The sequence below is a fragment of the Rhodococcus sp. HNM0563 genome (genome assembly GCF_012726195.1).
Classification (GTDB): domain Bacteria; phylum Actinomycetota; class Actinomycetes; order Mycobacteriales; family Mycobacteriaceae; genus Rhodococcus.
Genome location: NZ_JAASAF010000001.1, coordinates 326,072 through 343,300, shown reverse-complemented (window position 1 = coordinate 343,300; position 17,229 = coordinate 326,072). Strand labels below are relative to the sequence as shown.

The window sequence follows — 17,229 nt, the reverse complement described above, 5'->3', positions numbered from 1 at the left end:
GGGCAGCGGGGTGTCAGCGGCTCGCGCGGCACACGAAAGCCACGGGCGTCCGACCCACACGGGTGAGCACAATGCTCAGGGCGTCGGTGCCGCGCAGTTTCAGTCGCGGGCGCAGCCGGGCGGGGTCGACGTCGACCCCGCGCACCAGGATCTCGGCCGAACCACAGTCGAGTCGAGCGAGGGCCTGTCGCAGGTTCTTTTCGGAATACTTCAGCTGCTCGAGTATCCGGAAACCACGCACACCGTCGGGAAGTACATCACCGGTGAGATAAGCGATGCGCGGATCGAGTTGCCACAGCCCATGTCTCGCGGCGTAGTGCCGCACGAGGCCTGCACGCACGATCGCGCCATCCGGGTCGATGATCCATTCGCCGGGAGCCTGCTCCGGGATCTCGTCGTCCATCGCATCGGTGATCTCGACAGCCGGCCCGTCCGACCTCAGAACGGTGGCGCGACGACGGATTCCCGCCTCGGTCAGGCCGGGCGAGTAGAGGCAGGCCTCACGAACACCCGAGTCGAGCGAGACGACCTCGACCTCGCCGTCCCATGCAAGTTTGTCGAAATCGAGGCCAGGAGCGCACTTCACGGCGAGATCGCGACCGGAGTAGACGTCGAGCAGGTCCGGAAGCGGAGGCTGCAGCGCGGCCGGATCGTGGGTACGCCGGCCACCGGATCTGCGCGCCGGATCGGCGATCACCGTGGTTCCGCGTGTCACCGGCCGCAATGCATCGGCCCGAACCACGTGGGCGCCGGGGACATTGTGGACCGCCATCGCTAGACGCACCTCGTCGAGATCGCTCCCGACGACGGTGTCGGCCACACCGACCAACGCGGCCAGTTCTGCGCCCACCGAACAGGTCACGTCGTGAACCTGTCGACCGGCGAGGCGGCGCGCTCGGTGCGCTGCGACCGGCGACGGGGTCGCCTGTTGCGCCGCGTCGTCGGTGAGCAACCACACGTGCGCGCCCCACAGCTTGGTTGCGGCCTTGCGACGCGCCAGCACCGTCTCGACGAGTGGCGCTGCGTGGTCACCGAAACGCGTACGCGCCCAGTCGATATCCGACAGGCGCGTACGCGTCGACAGCTCCCGGGCGTCGACATCGGACAGTGCTGCAACGCCGGGACCCGACGTCAGATACTCGACGTCGGTGAGCGTGAACTCGTAGCCCAACTACTTGCCGGGCTTCACGCCGGTGATCATCACGTTGTAGAAGAAGTTGCGCGGCACCACATGCTTGAGCACGTTCTCGTCGACCCAGCTGAGGGTCTTCCAGCCGCCGAATGCGAACTTGGCCCAATTCCAGCCGAGCTTCTCCTCGGGGACCGCCGCTTCGAACGTGCGGACCGGCCAACCGAGCAGTGCAGCCGCGAATTCTTCACTCGACGCTTGGACCTCGACCGCACCCGCCGAAGTGGCAAGTTTCTCGAGATCCGCGGGGTCGAACGTGTGCAGGTCGACGACCGCTTCGAGCGCAGCGGCGCGCGAGGACTCGTCGAGTTCGGTCTGCGGGCGGCGCCAGTCGCTCAGGAACGGCAGCTTGGTAATGGTCGTGGTCGCCTCCCACGTGATGCGACCGAGCCACCGCGCGTAGAAATTGCCGACGGTGCTGGGCTCGCCCGCGAAGACGAAACGTCCGCCCGGCTTGAGCACACGCAGCACCTCGCGCAGCGACTGCTCGACGTCGGGGATGTGGTGCAGCACCGCGTGGCCGACGACGAGGTCGAAGGTGTCGTCCTCGTAGGGAATGGTTTCGGCATCGGCAACGCGGCCGTCGACGTCGAGGCCCAGGTTCTCCGCGTTGCGCAGCGCAACCTTGACCATGCCGGGCGACAGATCGGTCACCGACCCGCTCTTCGCGACCCCGCCCTGCATGAGATTGAGCAGGAAGAAGCCGGTGCCGCACCCGAGTTCCAGTGCGCGCTCGTACGGCAATTGCTGCTCACCGGCCGCAAGGTCGAAGCGACCGCGAGCGTAGTCGATGCATCGTTCGTCGTAGGAGATCGACCATTTCTCGTCGTAGGTCTCGGCTTCCCAGTCGTGATAGAGCACCTGAGCGAGCTTGGAGTCCTCGAGAGCAGCCGCGACCTGCTCGGCGGTGGCGTGCGGGTTCGGCGCGGGATCGGTCCCGTCGGTCCTGCTTGCAGTCATGACGCAGATCCTACCCGGCAGTAAGCTCTCGACAAGTGGTCCGTCCCAGCACTTTACTTACCGAGGAATTCGGCCTTACCCGGCCCGTTCTCGATGAACGACTTCATACCGATCGTACGGTCTTCGGTGGCGAACAGGCCCGCGAAGACGTGCTGCTCGATCTTCAGACCGGTGTCGAGATCGGTCTCCAATCCCTGATCGATCGCAGCTTTCGCTGCAGCAAGCGCGCGGCCTGCGCCCTTGGTGAACTGCGCGGCCCACGTGCGTGCGGCATCGTAGACGGCATCGGGTGCAACGACCTCGTCGACGAGCCCCATCGAGAGGGCCTCGTCGGCTCCTACGAAGCGGCCGGTGAAGACGATGTCCTTGGCCTTCGACGGTCCGACGAGACGCGCCAGTCGCTGGGTTCCACCGCCGCCCGGGATGATTCCGAGCAGCACCTCGGGGGTGCCGACCTTGACGTTGTCGCCGGCGATACGGCGATCCGCGCCGAGTGCCAGCTCGAGTCCGCCACCGAGTGCGTACCCGGTGAGCGCCGCGACCGTGGGTTTGGGGATGTCGGCGACGGCCCCGAGCGCGGACTGCAGATCCTCGATGATCTTGCTCATCTGCACGTAACTCAGGTCGGCCATCTCCTTGATGTCGGCGCCGGCGGCGAAGACCTTCTCGCCGCCGTACACGATCACGGCCTTGACGTCGTCGCGCACGGTAGCTTCGCGCGCGGCGTCCCGGATCTCCTCCTGGACCTGCCGGTTCAGGGCATTCATCGGGGGGCGGTCCAGTCGGATCGTGCCGATGCCGTCGGAAACCTCGAGTGTCACGAATTCAGCCATGTGCCCCAGCCTAGAGGTCGTCGCAGGCGCCGTCTCGGCGAGCCGAGTCAGATGTCGTCCTCGGCGAGCCGAGTCAGATGTCACTGCGATTCGCCCAGGGGTGTGGGCCGCCTCCCTCGTAGTAGCCCTCATCGCCGTCGAACGCGATGTGGATTCCGGCGTCGGTCCGGCTCATGACAGGCAGGATCGTGGGAATCTCCGGTTCGGCCGCCAGGATTTCGGCGACCGAGGCGCACTTCGACAGCTCGGTGAGCTGAGACCAGGTGGGGGGAAGCAGCACCGACCGACCGGATCTCCAGTGCTCCAGCGCCTCAGCGGGAGTCTGCCAGAGCACTCGCTCCGCCTCGCTGGTCTGGCCGTCGGCGTTCTGTCCGTCCGGCGCGGCAGCCACGAAGAAGTGCGTGTCGTAGCGGCGACGCTCCCCCAACGGTGTGACCCAGCGCGCCCACGGGCGCAGCAGGTCTGCGCGCAGGACAAGTCCTTCTCGGGTGAGGAAATCACCGAACGACAGTTCGCGTGCTTCGAGTTGCGCGCGTGCCTGCGCGTGGGAGGTGGTGTCGGCGATCACCGAATCGGGGTCCTCGCCTGCCAGGAGAACACCGCACTCTTCGAAGGTCTCACGAACCGCGGCCAGCACAAGTGCCTGCGCCCGTGCCTGCGTGACGTCGAAGCGTCGCGCCCACCAGTCCACATCGGGCCCTGTCCACCGCAGCGACACCTCGCTGTCACTGCGGTCGACGCCGCCGCCGGGAAACACGGTCATGCCGCCTGCGAAGTCCATTCCCACGACACGCTGCAGGAGGAAGACTTCGACCCCCCGTGCCGAGTCACGGACGAGCATGACGGTGGACGCGTCCTTCACCGGCACGGATTCGGGGTCGAAGGTGGTTGCCGAGCGTTCGTTAGCCATGCTCGGAGCCTAATCGATCAGGCCTGTACGAACCCGCCCTGTATCACCCGCGGCGGTGCCGCCCCGGTTCGCTCGTGCGGCGAGCGAAGAAGCGGTCGTCGGCCTTGTCCAAAGTGATCGACTGGCTGAAGGCAGCGCTCAGATTCTCCGCAGTGATCACATCGTCGATCAGGCCCTGCGCGACCACACCGCCCTCCTTGAGCAGCATCGCGTGGGTGAAGCCCGGCGGGATCTCCTCGACATGGTGGGTGATCAGGACTGTCGCAGGCGCGTCCGGGTCGGCGGCGAGTGTCGCGAGCCGCGCCACCAGTTCCTCACGTCCGCCGAGGTCCAGGCCTGCGGCAGGTTCGTCGAGCAGCAGCAGTTCCGGATCGGTCATGAGCGCCCGCGCGATCAGCACCCGCTTGCGCTCCCCCTCGGAGAGGGTTCCGTATGTGCGCTGAGCCAGATGCTCGGCGCCGAGGCTCTCGAGCATTTCGACCGCACGCGAGGTGTCGATGTCGTCGTACTTCTCCCGCCACCGGCCGAGCACACCGTATCCGGCGGAGATCACCAGATCGACCACCAACTCGTCGCGAGGGACGCGATTGGCGAGTGCCGACGACGACAGTCCGATGCGAGGCCGCAGCTCCGACAGGTCGGTGCGGCCGAATGTCTCGGCCAGCACGTGCGCGGTACCGGAGGTCGGGAAGTCCTCGGCAGCGGCGACACGCAGCAATGATGTCTTACCTGCGCCGTTCGGACCGAGCACCACCCAACGCTCGTCGAGTTCCACCTTCCAGGTCACGGGGCCGACGAGGACGTTTCCTCCTCGCCGCACCAAAACATCTTCGAATTCGATGAGCAGATCGGGATCAGGTTGTGCCACGCCGTCCATCTTCGCTCACGTCCCCGGGCGGGACACGGCAGGATCTCCTTCGTGTCGTCATCCACTCGTGTGCACGCCTCTGCCGATCGCACGGCCGAGGCCGATCGATCACCGTTTCCCCTCGGCGCAGCACCGGGCGACGGGGGTACTCACTTCGCTGTCCACGCTCCGCAGTGCGACCGCGTGCAGGTCTGTCTGATCGGCGACGACGGTCGGGAACGTCGCGTCGACCTGCCCGACCGCACGTTCGGTATCTGGCACGGCACGATCCCCGATGTCGGTCCGGGCTGCAGGTACGGCTATCGCGCGCACGGGCCCTGGAACCCCCGCGCCGGCCTGCGAACCAATCCGCACAAGATCCTGCTCGACCCGTGGGGCCGACAGGTCACCGGAGGCGATGTCGGCGACACCGGGCGATTGCTCGCGTACGACGACGACCCGTTCGGCTCGATGTCCTGTGTCGATTCGCTCGGGCACACGCCCTTGTCGGTCGTCACCTCGGCTGCCTCGCCCGAGGCAGCACAGCATCGCCGACCACGCATCCCGTGGGAGGACACCGTCATCTACGAATTGCACGTCGGTTCGTATTCGGCCGCACATCCCGGCGTACCGAACGCGCTGCGGGGTACCTATCTCGGGTTGGCGCACCCGACGGTGATCGACCACCTCGTACACCTGGGTGTCACCGCGGTCGAACTCCTGCCAGTGCATGCATTCGTCACCGAACCTTTGGTGCGGGCCAGGGGAATGCGCAATCACTGGGGGTATTCGACCGCGTCGTTCTTCGCGCCGCACCCCGGCTACGCCGCGGTACCCGGCAACGAGATCGCAGAGTTCCGCACGATGGTCACGGCGCTGCACGACGCCGGGATCGAGGTGATCCTCGACGTCGTCTTCAACCACACGTGCGAGTGGTCGGTGGCCGGGCCGAACTTGTCGTGGCGCGGGCTCGATGCTCCCGGGTACTACCTTTTGAACGACACCGGCCACGATATCGATCTGACCGGCTGCGGCAACACAGTCGACGGCACGTCGCCGATCACGGTGCGGATGATCTGCGACAGCCTTCGCTATTGGGCAGCGGACATGGGCGTGGACGGTTTCCGGTTCGATCTCGCGAGTGCCCTGGGACGCCCGCACGGCGGTGCGTTCGACGCCCGCGCCGCATTGTTCACCGCCATCACCACCGACCCGGTGCTCACCGAATGCAAACTCATCGCGGAACCGTGGGATGCGACGTCCGAGGGCTATCAGCTCGGCCGGTTCGGTGTCCAATGGTCCGAGTGGAACGATCGCTACCGCGACGCAACCCGACGCTTCTGGGCGCGACGTTCCGGAGTGCGTGAGATCGCCACTCGCCTGACGGGCTCGGAGGACCTGTATCGGCATTCCGGCCGCCGGCCGTCGTCGTCGATCAATTTCGTCACCGCCCACGACGGGTTCACCGTCGCCGACGCAGTCTCGTTCACTCGCAAACACAATGCCGCGAACGGTGAGGAGGGCCGGGACGGTTCCGACCACAACGAGTCGGTGAACCACGGCATCGAAGGGCCGACCGACAACGTCGCGATCCTCACCGCGCGCGCTCGACACGTCCGTGCCCTGCTCGCCACATTGCTGCTGTCGGCGGGCACTCCCCTGCTCCTCGCGGGCGACGAGTTCGGCCACACCCAGCGCGGCAACAACAACGCGTACTGTGTCCCCGCCGGGACGCCGGTGTCCGAGGCGTGGCCGCTCGACTGGGAACGCGCCGACCACGAACGGATCGAGTTCGTTCGTTTCCTGTTGGAACTACGGCGCAGAGTGCCCGTGCTCCGGCAACGTCGATTCTTCGAAGGCCGGGCCCGCACGGTCGGTTATCCCGACCTCGTGTGGTTCGGGGGCGATGGCAACGAACTACAGGATGCCGACTGGCACGACGACGGCCGTCACACAGTGCAGGCGTGGCTGGACGGATCGGGCCTGGCGACGATGTCGTCGACGGGCAGACCTCTTCCGGACACCAGCGGCCTGTTCGTCCTGCACGCCGGCGACTCGATGGCGGTGACGTTGGCAAGCCCCGAGTGGTACCACGGCGACATCCGGTGTGTGTTCGATTCCTCCACGTCCGATGGCCGTCCGATCGATTCGGCCGCGTACCGCGTGGGGTCGTCGTTCTCGCTGACGGGACCGACCGTACTGGTGTTCCGGGCCGAGAACTGACCAGCGAGGCAGCGAGGGTTTCGGGCAGGACGGTGCCTGGTCAGGACACGGTGGCGATCACGGTCATCGAGCCCGGTTCGACCTCGGTGAAACCGGCGTCACGCACTGCGACGCCCGCACCTTCGGCGACTCCGACTGCGAGCTCACTCCACCGGCCGGGGTCGGCGTCACGAACCGCGCACCGAAAGCCGGTCGCCGCCCATGCGCGCGCCGAGTCGACGTCGAGGGCCCCTGCCAGCAGCATCGAGGCGTGGCCGACCTGAGCGGCAGCTTTTCCGACCGTCATTCCGAGTGCCGCGTTCACCCACAGCACCGGCACGCCGGCGGGAGCAGCGACAGGATCGTCGTGAGGCAGATCCGTACCACCGATCTGCAGTCGCGCGATACGAGGATCGAGGTCGCCCACCGGGCCGGGGACGAGCGCACGGGCCTGCGCTCCACCGCGGTCGACGGTCACCCCATCGATCTCCTGCACGGCACGCCACTGCGCCCCGCGGGCACGACGGCTCACCTTGCGGATCCGGGCGTCGTTCCACGCGAGGAACGCGTCCTGCCACTCGCCTGGTCCACCGTCTTCTCCGGCGCCGACCCGAGGGTCCAGACACAGCGCCACTGTCGCGACGGCCGCGGCCTCGAGCAGCGCGCTGCGGGCAGGAGGTTCGGCTTTCGGGATGTGCAGGACGAGCGGCATCGCGAGCACAGCGGACGGATCGTCCGGGTCGTCGCGGTGTCCGTAGCCGCCCGCGAGTACCCCGTGCCTGGATCGGAATCCGGGATCGGCGAAAACCGGGTGCGGCTCAGGCACCGTGCTCGAGTGGGACGCGCCGGAGCGTTCCGTCGCCGCGGTCTGCTGCCTCGATCTCCTCCCGCGTCACGCCCAGGACGAACAGGACGGCGTCGAGATACGGGTAGGACAGCGCGGTGTCGGCGACCTCACGCAGCGCGGGCTTCGCGTTGAAGGCGATACCGAGACCGGCTGCGCTGAGCATGTCGATGTCGTTGGCGCCGTCGCCCACCGCGACGGTCTGCTCGATCGGGACGCCGGCGTCGTCGGCGAACTCCCGGAGCGCGCGTGCTTTCGCCGCGCGGTCCACGACGTCTCCGACGACCCTGCCGGTGAGCTTTCCGTCGACGATCTCCAGCGTGTTGGCGCGTACGAAGTCGAGTTCGAGGTCGTGCGCGAGGCCTTCGATGACCTGACGGAAGCCACCCGAGACGACTCCGCACCGGAATCCGAGACGACGCAGCGTCCGGATGGTGGTGCGTGCACCGGGCGTCAGTTCGATCTGCTCGGCCACCTCGTCGATCACGCTGGCGGGCAAGCCCGCGAGGGTGGCCACTCGCTGCTCGAGCGATTCGGTGAAATCGAGTTCCCCGCGCATCGCGGCCTCGGTGACGGCGCGGACCTTGTCCTCGACACCGGCGTGTGCGGCGAGCATCTCGATGACCTCACCCTGGACGAGCGTCGAATCGACATCGAACACGATCAGGCGCTTCGATCGGCGGGCGAGACCACCACGCTCGACGGCGATGTCGACGTCCAGACCCGCCGCGAGTTCTGCGAGTGCCTTGCGCAGGGCTTCGTCGGCGACGGCGCCCTGGTCGGTGGCTGTGACCATCAACTCGAGGCCGGTGAGCGGGTAGTCGGCGATGCCGCGGATCGAGTCGATGTTCGCTCCGAGCGAGGCGAGCGTACGGCCGACAGAGCGCATGGCGCGGGCGCTGACGGGGCTACCGAGCACGACAACCGCATGGGTGGAGACAGCGCGGCCGTTCACCGGCCGGGCGCCGACCTCGACGTCGGCGTTCATACCGATGGTGGCCATCGCTGCCTCGACCTCGTCCTGCAGGGCCTCGGGATCGCCGGGGCACACCACGACGACGCCGAGCGTGAGCCGCCCTTTGATGACAACCTGCTCGACATCGAGCAGGTCCACGTCGTGGCGGCTCAACGCGGCGAACAGCACCGAGGTCACACCGGGATGGTCCGGGCCCGTCACCGTCACGAGCACAGTGGTCTCAGACGCCACTACGTCTCCGATCTTCGTCAGTCGAATCGTGCACGGCCGAAACACGTGCCCGTCCATTGTTGCAGTCGCGTGTGTCCCTGACGTGCGGGGGTTCTGGCCCTGCGAATCGACTCGGGCCGCAGAAGGCGAAGACCCCGCCGGTGGGGCGGGGTCTTCGTTACAGCTCTTCAGGGGTGGCGTGTCTAGTCTTCGCCGGCTCGCGGATGGTCGCCGGGAGTGCGATCCGCACCTTCGAGCACGTTCACGTTGTGCTTGTGGCTGCCCGGTCCGACATGCGCTTCGGCGCGCATCCGCTCCACCATGTGCGGGTAGTGCAGTTCGAATGCGGGACGCTCCGAGCGAATGCGCGGCAGTTCCGTGAAGTTGTGGCGCGGCGGCGGGCAGGTGGTAGCCCACTCGAGCGAGTTGCCGTAGCCCCACGGATCGTCGACCGTGACGACCTGGCCGTAACGGTAGCTCTTGAAGACGTTCCACATGAACGGCAGCGTCGAGGCGCCGAGGATGAAGGCACCGATCGTCGACACGATGTTCAGGTTGGTGAAACCGTCGGTCGGGAGGTAGTCCGCGTAGCGACGGGGCATGCCCTCGTTGCCGAGCCAGTGCTGCACCAGGAACGTCAGGTGGAAGCCGACGAAGGTCAGCCAGAAGTGCCACTTTCCGAGACGCTCGTCCATCATCCGGCCCGTCATCTTCGGGAACCAGAAGTAGATGCCGGCGTAGGTGGCGAACACGACGGTGCCGAACACGACGTAGTGGAAGTGCGCGACGACGAAGTAGGTGTCGTGCAGGTGGAAGTCCAGCGGCGGGCTCGCGAGGATGACGCCGGACAGACCGCCGAACAGGAAGGTGATCAGGAAGCCGACCGAGAACAACATCGGTGTCTCGAACGTCATCTGGCCTCGCCACATGGTGCCGATCCAGTTGAAGAACTTCACGCCCGTCGGCACAGCAATCAGGAACGTCATGAACGAGAAGTACGGGAGCAGCACGGCGCCGGTTGCGTACATGTGGTGAGCCCACACGGCGATGGAGAGCGCAGCGATACCGATCGTCGCGTAGACGAGGCCGGTGTAACCGAAGATCGGCTTACGGCTGAAGACCGGGAAGATCTCGGACACGATGCCGAAGAACGGCAGCGCGATGACGTAGACCTCGGGGTGGCCGAAGAACCAGAACAGGTGCTGCCACAGGAGCACACCACCGGTGGCCGGGTCGTAGATGTGGCCACCGAGGTGACGGTCGACGAACAGGCCCATGAAAGCGGCGGTCAGCAGCGGGAAGACCAGCAGGATCAGGATGCTGGTGATCAGGATGTTCCAGGTGAAGATCGGCATCCGGAACATCGTCATACCGGGGGCACGGAGGCACACGACGGTGGTGATGAAGTTGACGCCACCGAGGATGGTGCCCAGACCCATGACACCGAGGCCGAGGATCCAGAAGTCCGCACCGACGCCCGGGGAGTGCAGCTCACTGGTGAGCGGCGTGTATGCCGTCCAACCGAAGTCGGCAGCGCCGCCGGGGGTCACGAAGCCGAGCATCACGATCGTCGCGCCGAACAGGTACAGCCAGTAGCTGAACGCGTTCAGTCGCGGGAACGCCACGTCCGGCGCACCGATCTGCAGCGGCAGGATGTAGTTCGCGAACGCGAACACGACCGGCGTCGCGTACATGAGCAGCATGATCGTGCCGTGCATGGTGAACAGCTGGTTGAACTGCTCGTTCGACAGGAACTGCAGCCCCGGAACCGCGAGTTCGGTGCGCATCAGGAGGGCCATGAGGCCACCGATGAGGAAGAACGACACCGAGGTGATCAAGTACATGATCCCCAGATCCTTGGGATCTGTGGTGGTGATCATCTTGTAGATGAACGAACCCTTTGGTCCCTGCCGCGGCGGGTATGGCCTTGCTGCAGCTATCTCTGGGACTGGCTGGGGCGCTACGGCAGTCACTAATCCTCCTGAATGCGCGCTCGACTCGGGCTGGAGGCGAACGGTCTCTCTGGCTTGCGCTCATCGAATCGTAGACCGTGCGCGCACCACTCGTTAACCGGGTCCTACTCGCTGTCGTACTCGGCCGCCACACTACCGCTGAACCCGCGATTCGCACATGAGCGAATCGCCGCGTCCAGCACGCGATGCACCCCGAGTGACGCACATCACTTTCCAGAGAAGTGCCCGCGTAGAGCGCCGTTCTCGACGCGGCCCGCTGTGGCAGGATCGCCGGGGCCGATCTACACAAGCGATAGCCTGATTCGTCCCCTCTACAGGAAGTGGTGGAATTGCCCGCGCACCGTGTCCGCATCGTCGCTCTCGCCGCCGCCACGGCTGCCCTCACGGTCGCCGGCTGTTCGGCTCCGGCCGACGACCCGGCCTCCGAGATCGTGCGCACCACCACTCGCATCGCAGGCGCCGCCGTGGTGGGTATCGAACGCGACACGACGACGGCGTGTGCACTACCGAGCTCCCCCGATCCGGGCCTGCCCGCCGATGGCACACACGCGGTCATCCACACGGCCGGTGTGTCCGAGGTCCCGAACGATCCGCAGCGGATCGTCGTTCTCGATGCGGCTTCGCTCGATGCGGTGTGCGCGCTGGGTCTGTGGGAACGTGTCGTAGGCGTGAGTAGCGCTCCGGACGAGCGCCCCGACTACCTCGGAACCGGTGTCGCGGAGATTCCTGCGGTCGGTTCGCCCGGCTCCCCCGATCTCGCTGCGGTCGAGCAGGCTCAACCGGATCTCATCCTCGGCGCATCGGCCGACACCGGGCTCTACGAATCGTTGTCGTCCGTCGCGCCGACCGTAATAGTCGGGGCCGACCAGGTGTTCTGGCGGCAACAGTTCGAGCGCGTCGGCGAATCACTCGGCCGGTCGGGCGCGGCACGCCAGGTGCTCGAGGAATATTCGGTGGCGGCGCGTGAACTCGGCAACGAACTCACTTCCTCGCAGACACAAGCATCTCTCGTCCGCTTCACCAGCGACGGACCCACCATCGACGGCACCGCATCCTTCCCCGGTCAGGTCCTTGCCGATCTGGGAGCCGAGAGACCGGCCCCCCAGCGGTTCGGAGTCGAGGACGGCCGCGCATACCGACCGGTCGACACCGAGGACCCTTCGCCCGCCGACGGAGATGTGATTTTCGTCCGATTCGACGGACAGGACGGCCTCGATCGGGGTACGGAATACATGAAGCGGGACGAGTGGCTCGATCTCGGTGCTGTCACCGACAACCGGCTGTTCTCCGTCTCGGACGAGGTGTGGTCCACGGCCGGTCCGGTCGCGGCCCACGCAGTACTGACAGATCTGAGGCACTCACTCAATGGCTATTCGAACTGACAACACTGCAGGTCGAACTGACAACACTGCAGGTATCCACCGGATCGGGATCACCCTGGCGGGCGCACTGACCCTCGGCATGCTGGGTATCACGCCGGCAACAGCCCAGCCTGCCGTCCGAGCAGACATCGAGGTATTCGCTGCCGACGGGATCACTCCGCTCGGCGACACTCCCGTCCACGAGGGCGACACGGTGGTGGTTCGCGGTATCGGGTTCGACCCCGAGGCCAACCGCACCGGCGGGCTGCCGGTGCCGGTGCCGCCCGGTGTGCCGCACGGTACGTTCGTCTCGTTCGGCGGTTTCTCCGAGCACTGGCGGCCGTCCGAGGCCGCTCCCACCGAGAATCGCGCCACGGTGCGCTCCACCAACGCGTGGGTGTTGTCGGAGCGTGCACTGAACCAGGTCCCGGATCGTCCGTTCGACATGCGCCGCACGGTGCGGCAGCAATGGGTTCCGCTCGCCGACGACGGATCGTTCACGGCCACGATCACCATCGACGCCCCCGAGACCGTTCCCGACGACGCCCGGTACGGCATCTACACCTTCGGAGCGGCCGACGCTGTCAACGCCGAGCAGGAGCTTGCGGTGCCGGTGAACTTCGACCCCTCCCCCGGGCCGAATGCCCCGGTTGCGCCGTCCCCGGATCTCGTGTGGGGATTCGCACCCGGATACAGCGATCTCGTCACCGGAACCACGCAGGGTTCGGTCGTCGGCAGCGACGGCGCCTCGGTCCGCGACGACGGGACGATGACCTTCGAACTCTCCGACGCACGGATCGATACCGCCACGGGCCTCGGCCGCATCGAGTACCGCGGCACCGTTGTGTCGTTCACGCGCTTCCATCTACTCGAGATCGCGCTCGCGAATCCGTGGATCGAGTTCACCACCGACGGCACCTACCTCACCGCGGAGTCCTCGACCGGCGATCAGGTCGGCACCGACTCGATGAGCCGGATCACGCTGGCCCGCCTCGATACGCCGGCCGAGGGCGGACGCACCCAGTGGAGCGATGTTCCCGCCCAGTTCGCGGTGCCGCTGCAGCCGACCGTCCTGCTGCCGTACTCGGGGCAGACCGCCTCCCCAGTGTCGTTCCACTTCTGAGGCGTTCGGATAGACACGCATGCCCATCCCTGATTTCGTCGCTGCCCTCCGCACTCACGTCGGCCATGACCCGCTGTGGTTGTCCGGGGTGAGCGCAATCGTCCTCGACGATGACGGGCGCGTCCTGCTCACCTGCCGCGCCGACAACGGCAAGTGGGCGGTGGTGTCGGGCATTCTCGAGCCCGGTGAGGAGCCGGCCGCTGCGGCGGTCCGCGAAGTGGCGGAGGAAACCGGGGTCGACGCCGAGATTCTCCGGCTCACGAGCGTCGACGTCACCGAGCCGATCACCTATCCCAACGGAGACGTCGCGCAATATCTGGACGTCTCGTTCGTGATGCGCGCGACCGGTGGGTCGGCCCGGGTCGCCGACGACGAGAATCTCGAGGTGGCGTGGTTCGCGCCGGACGAGTTGCCGACGCCTCTCGCTACAACGTCGGCCCTGCGCCTGGAGAAAGCGCTCGCGGACCGCAGGGAAGCGTGGTTCCGCTCCCCCTGACAGCCCCCTCGGGACTCCTGCAACCGTTACAGACATGCACCCGCTTCCAGGCGGAAGGGGGTGCATGTCCGTATGTGGGGCTTCTACACGGGAATCAGAAGTCCCAGTCCTCGTCTTCGGTGACGACAGCTTTGCCGATCACGTACGAGCTTCCCGACCCCGAGAAGAAATCGTGGTTCTCGTCGGCGTTCGGGGACAATGCCGACAGGATCGCCGGGTTCACGTCCGCCTCGTCCTTCGGGAACAGCGCCTCGTAGCCGAGGTTCATCAGCGCCTTGTTGGCGTTGTAGCGCAGGAACTTCTTGACGTCCTCGGTCAGCCCCGCTTCGTCGTACAGGTCCGAGGTGTAGTGGGTCTCGTTGTCGTACAGCTCCAGCAGCAGATCGAAGACCCACTCCTTGAGTTCGTCACGCTCTGCCTGCGAAACCTTTTCGAGGCCCTTCTGGTACTTGTAACCGATGTAGTAGCCGTGCACCGCCTCGTCTCGGATGATCAGGCGGATCACGTCGGCGGTGTTGGTGAGCTTGGCCCGCGAGGACCAGTACATCGGCAGGTAGAAGCCCGAGTAGAACAGGAAGGACTCGAGCAGCGTCGAGGCGGCTTTGCGCTTGAGCGGATCGTCGCCCTGGTAGTAGTCGAGAATGATCTGCGCCTTGCGCTGCAGGTTCTCGTTCTCCTCCGACCACCGGAAAGCATCGTCGATCTGGCGAGTCGAGCAGAGCGTGGAGAAGATCTGCGAGTAGCTCTTGGCGTGCACCGACTCCATGAACGCGATGTTCGTCAACACCGCTTCCTCGTGCGGCGTGACCGCGTCGGGGATCAGCGAGACGGCACCGACGGTGCCCTGGATCGTGTCGAGCAGAGTCAGGCCGGTGAACACCCGCATGGTGAGCTGCTGCTCGTATTCGGTGAGCGTGCCCCACGACGGAATGTCGTTGGACACCGGCACCTTCTCGGGCAGCCAGAAGTTACCGGTGAGGCGGTCCCACACCTCGGCGTCCTTCTCGTCGGGGACGCGGTTCCAATTGATCGCGGAGACGCGGTCGATCAGCTTGACGCGTGTGCCGTCGGCCGGCGTGTGCGCTGCTGCAGTCATCGGTTACCTACCTGAATTGTGTGCTGGTGCAAGGACTGTCTCGACAGAGGTCACAACATGCAGGAGACGCAGTTGTCCACCTCGGTCCCTTCGAGGGCCATCTGACGCAGGCGGATGTAGTACAACGTCTTGATTCCCTTTCGCCACGCGTAGATCTGGGCCTTGTTCACATCGCGGGTGGAGACCGTGTCCTTGAAGAACAGAGTCAGCGACAGGCCCTGGTCGACGTGCTGCGTGGCCGCCGCGTAGGTGTCGATGATCTTCTCGTACCCGATCTCGTACGCGTCCTGGTAGTAGTCCAGATTGTCGTTGGTCAGGTACGGCGCGGGGTAGTAGACGCGACCGATCTTGCCTTCCTTGCGGATCTCGACCTTCGACGCCACCGGGTGGATGGAGCTGGTGGAGTTGTTGATGTACGAGATCGATCCGGTCGGGGGAACGGCCTGGAGGTTCTGGTTGTAGATGCCGTGCTCCTGCACGGACGCCTTCAGCTCGCGCCAATCGCTCTGGGTGGGGATGGTTACGCCTGCGTCGGCGAACAGGGCGCGCACGCGATCCGTCTCCGGCTCCCAGGCCTGCTCGGTGTACTTGTCGAAGAACTCACCCGACGCGTACTTCGACTCCGGGAACCCCTTGAAATGGGTGCCGCGTTCGATGGCGATGCGGTTCGATGCGCGCAGCGCGTGGAACAGCACCGTGTAGAAGTAGATGTTCGTGAAGTCGATACCCTCGGCCGAGCCGTAGAAGATGCGCTCGCGCGCCAGGTAGCCGTGCAGGTTCATCTGGCCGAGGCCGATGGCGTGGGACTCGTTGTTACCCTTCTCGATCGACGGCACCGACGCGATGCTCGTCTGGTCGGAAACCGCGGTCAGGCCACGGATCGCGACCTCGATGGTCTGCGAGAAGTCAGGTGAGTCCATGGTCTTCGCGATGTTGAGCGAGCCGAGGTTGCACGAGATGTCCTTGCCCACATGGCTGTAGGACAGGTCGTCGTTGAACTCCGACGGCGTCGAGACCTGGAGGATCTCGGAGCACAGGTTCGAATGGGTGATCTTGCCCGCGATGGGATTCGCGCGGTTGACAGTGTCCTCGAACATGACGTACGGGTAACCGGACTCGAACTGCAGCTCCGCGACCGTCTGGAAGAATTCGCGTGCCTTGATCTTCGACTTGCGGATGCGCTTGTCGTCGACCATCTCGTAGTACTTCTCAGTGACATCGATGTCGGCGAACGGCACACCGTAGACGCGCTCGACGTCGTACGGCGAGAAGAGGTACATGTCCTCGTTCCGCTTCGCCAGCTCGAACGTGATGTCGGGGATCACGACACCGAGCGACAACGTCTTGATGCGGATCTTCTCGTCGGCGTTCTCACGCTTGGTGTCGAGGAAGCGGTAGATGTCGGGGTGGTGCGCATGCAGGTACACCGCACCGGCACCCTGACGGGCACCGAGCTGGTTGGCGTACGAGAACGAATCCTCGAGCAGCTTCATGATCGGGATGACACCCGACGACTGGTTCTCGATCTTCTTGATCGGCGCACCGTGCTCACGGATATTGGTGAGCAGCAAGGCAACTCCACCACCGCGCTTCGACAGCTGCAACGCCGAGTTGATCGAGCGACCGATCGACTCCATGTTGTCCTCGATGCGCAACAGGAAGCACGACACGGGCTCGCCGCGCTGCATCTTGCCGGAGTTGAGGAAGGTCGGGGTCGCCGGCTGGAAACGGCCGGAGATGATCTCGTCGACGAGGTGCCGGGCGAGGATCTCGTCGCCGTCGGCCAAGGTCAGCGCCACCATGCACACGCGGTCCTCGAAACGCTCGAGGTATCGCTTGCCGTCGAACGTCTTGAGCGTGTACGAGGTGTAGTACTTGAATGCACCGAGGAACGTCGGGAAGCGGAACTTCTTCGAATACGCCTGCTGGAACAGTGATTTGACAAAGTCGCGCGAGTATTTGTCCAGAACCTCGGGCTCGTAGTACTTCTCCTCTACGAGGTAGTCGAGCTTCTCGTCGAGGTTGTGGAAGAAGACTGTGTTCTGGTTGACATGCTGCAGGAAGTACTGGCGTGCGGCGGCCACATCCTTGTCGAACTGGATCTCGCCGTTCGGGCCGTACAGGTTCAACATCGCGTTGAGTGCGTGGTAGTCGAGCGACTCGTCTGCCGCTGCGCTCGTCGTCCGAGCAGGATCGGTAATGGTCACAG

General features: G+C 65.5%; 14 protein-coding genes. 4 read left to right on the top strand and 10 right to left on the bottom strand.

Annotated elements, in window-relative coordinates; genetic code table 11:
* Positions 1-13: 13 nt before the first annotated feature.
* The 5 genes from HCA61_RS01675 to HCA61_RS01655 all read right to left on the bottom strand — a co-directional run bounded on the left by HCA61_RS01675 (position 14) and on the right by HCA61_RS01655 (position 4,769).
* Positions 14-1,171, bottom strand: a complete 1,158-nt coding sequence (locus tag HCA61_RS01675; RefSeq protein ID WP_169686038.1) for a class I SAM-dependent methyltransferase — start codon at positions 1,169-1,171, stop codon at positions 14-16.
* Positions 1,172-2,149 (bottom strand): class I SAM-dependent methyltransferase, encoded by a 978-nt coding sequence (locus HCA61_RS01670; RefSeq protein ID WP_169686036.1) that lies wholly within the window; start codon positions 2,147-2,149, stop codon positions 1,172-1,174.
* A 53-nt stretch (positions 2,150-2,202) separates the two neighbouring features.
* Positions 2,203-2,982: an enoyl-CoA hydratase-related protein gene (locus HCA61_RS01665; protein WP_169686034.1), complete on the bottom strand. Its 780-nt coding sequence runs from the start codon at positions 2,980-2,982 to the stop codon at positions 2,203-2,205.
* 73 nt (positions 2,983-3,055) lie between these two features.
* Entirely contained in the window at positions 3,056-3,892 is an 837-nt protein-coding gene (locus HCA61_RS01660; RefSeq protein WP_169686032.1) for an NUDIX domain-containing protein, read from the bottom strand.
* Positions 3,893-3,935: 43 nt separating this feature from the next.
* Positions 3,936-4,769, bottom strand: coding sequence for an ABC transporter ATP-binding protein (locus HCA61_RS01655; protein ID WP_169686030.1), 834 nt, complete (start codon positions 4,767-4,769; stop codon positions 3,936-3,938).
* A gap of 42 nt (positions 4,770-4,811) precedes the next feature.
* Between HCA61_RS01655 and glgX the strand changes: the two genes are divergently transcribed.
* A complete protein-coding gene (gene glgX, locus HCA61_RS01650; RefSeq protein ID WP_346777464.1) occupies positions 4,812-6,962 on the top strand; it encodes a glycogen debranching protein GlgX in 2,151 nt (716 codons plus the stop codon).
* A 40-nt stretch (positions 6,963-7,002) separates the two neighbouring features.
* Here glgX and HCA61_RS01645 read toward each other — a convergent pair whose 3' ends face one another.
* The 3 genes from HCA61_RS01645 to ctaD all read right to left on the bottom strand — a co-directional run bounded on the left by HCA61_RS01645 (position 7,003) and on the right by ctaD (position 10,944).
* Complete coding sequence (locus HCA61_RS01645; protein WP_346777463.1) at positions 7,003-7,767, bottom strand: aminoacyl-tRNA hydrolase; 765 nt, start codon at positions 7,765-7,767, stop codon at positions 7,003-7,005.
* The gene (gene serB / locus HCA61_RS01640) at positions 7,760-9,049 is read right to left on the bottom strand and encodes a phosphoserine phosphatase SerB (RefSeq protein WP_169686028.1); all 1,290 of its coding nucleotides are present in this window, start codon (positions 9,047-9,049) and stop codon (positions 7,760-7,762) included. The genes HCA61_RS01645 and serB overlap by 8 nt, the downstream gene beginning before the upstream one ends.
* A gap of 125 nt (positions 9,050-9,174) precedes the next feature.
* Entirely contained in the window at positions 9,175-10,944 is a 1,770-nt protein-coding gene (gene ctaD, locus HCA61_RS01635) for a cytochrome c oxidase subunit I (protein ID WP_169686026.1), read from the bottom strand.
* Positions 10,945-11,267: 323 nt separating this feature from the next.
* Between ctaD and HCA61_RS01630 the strand changes: the two genes are divergently transcribed.
* From HCA61_RS01630 to HCA61_RS01620, 3 genes are read left to right on the top strand one after another with little or no spacing between them, the layout of a single operon-like run.
* Positions 11,268-12,326 (top strand): iron-siderophore ABC transporter substrate-binding protein, encoded by a 1,059-nt coding sequence (locus tag HCA61_RS01630; RefSeq protein WP_346777462.1) that lies wholly within the window; start codon positions 11,268-11,270, stop codon positions 12,324-12,326.
* Positions 12,310-13,428: an HtaA domain-containing protein gene (locus tag HCA61_RS01625; RefSeq protein ID WP_169686021.1), complete on the top strand. Its 1,119-nt coding sequence runs from the start codon at positions 12,310-12,312 to the stop codon at positions 13,426-13,428. The genes HCA61_RS01630 and HCA61_RS01625 overlap by 17 nt, the downstream gene beginning before the upstream one ends.
* A gap of 19 nt (positions 13,429-13,447) precedes the next feature.
* Positions 13,448-13,924, top strand: coding sequence for an NUDIX domain-containing protein (locus tag HCA61_RS01620; RefSeq protein ID WP_169686019.1), 477 nt, complete (start codon positions 13,448-13,450; stop codon positions 13,922-13,924).
* Between the two features lie 94 nt (positions 13,925-14,018).
* Here HCA61_RS01620 and nrdF read toward each other — a convergent pair whose 3' ends face one another.
* Together nrdF and nrdE are read right to left on the bottom strand one after the other, a co-directional pair.
* Positions 14,019-15,020 (bottom strand): class 1b ribonucleoside-diphosphate reductase subunit beta, encoded by a 1,002-nt coding sequence (gene nrdF / locus HCA61_RS01615; RefSeq protein ID WP_169686017.1) that lies wholly within the window; start codon positions 15,018-15,020, stop codon positions 14,019-14,021.
* Positions 15,021-15,070: 50 nt separating this feature from the next.
* Positions 15,071-17,227, bottom strand: a complete 2,157-nt coding sequence (nrdE, locus tag HCA61_RS01610; protein ID WP_169686015.1) for a class 1b ribonucleoside-diphosphate reductase subunit alpha — start codon at positions 17,225-17,227, stop codon at positions 15,071-15,073.
* Between the last annotated feature and the right edge of the window lie 2 nt (positions 17,228-17,229).